Source organism: Mesorhizobium sp. M5C.F.Ca.ET.164.01.1.1, from assembly GCF_004792125.1.
GTDB classification, from domain to species: Bacteria; Pseudomonadota; Alphaproteobacteria; order Rhizobiales; family Rhizobiaceae; genus Mesorhizobium; species Mesorhizobium wenxiniae.
Genome location: NZ_SRTG01000423.1, coordinates 1 through 312, shown reverse-complemented (window position 1 = coordinate 312; position 312 = coordinate 1). Strand labels below are relative to the sequence as shown.

The 312-nt window shown below is 54.8% G+C and carries 1 protein-coding gene; it reads right to left on the bottom strand.

Translation table 11 applies throughout. From position 1 onward, the window contains the following. Nucleotides 1-312, bottom strand: a 312-nt coding sequence (locus EN807_RS34100; protein ID WP_189522698.1) for a 5'-nucleotidase C-terminal domain-containing protein, incomplete at both ends; no start/stop codon positions are given.

The window sequence follows — 312 nt, the reverse complement described above, 5'->3', positions numbered from 1 at the left end:
CCGACGGGTTGATGGTGCATTGGCTGACGACGTAGCGGACGATGACGTCGCGGTTGGTGTCCGGCGCTTCGTAGATGATCTTCGAGGCATTGATGTCGGGAAAGTTGCCACCGCCGCCGGCACGGTAGTTGTTGGTCGCAACGACGAATTTCGCTGCTGGATCAATCGGTTTGCCGTCGAATTTCAGGTCGACAATGCGATTGGAACCGGCATTGGCGACGGCGCCCTTGGCATCGTATTTCGGTGGCTGCGACAAATCTATTTTGTAGGTTACGCCATCTATGACGTCGAAATTATAGGATGGGAATTCGG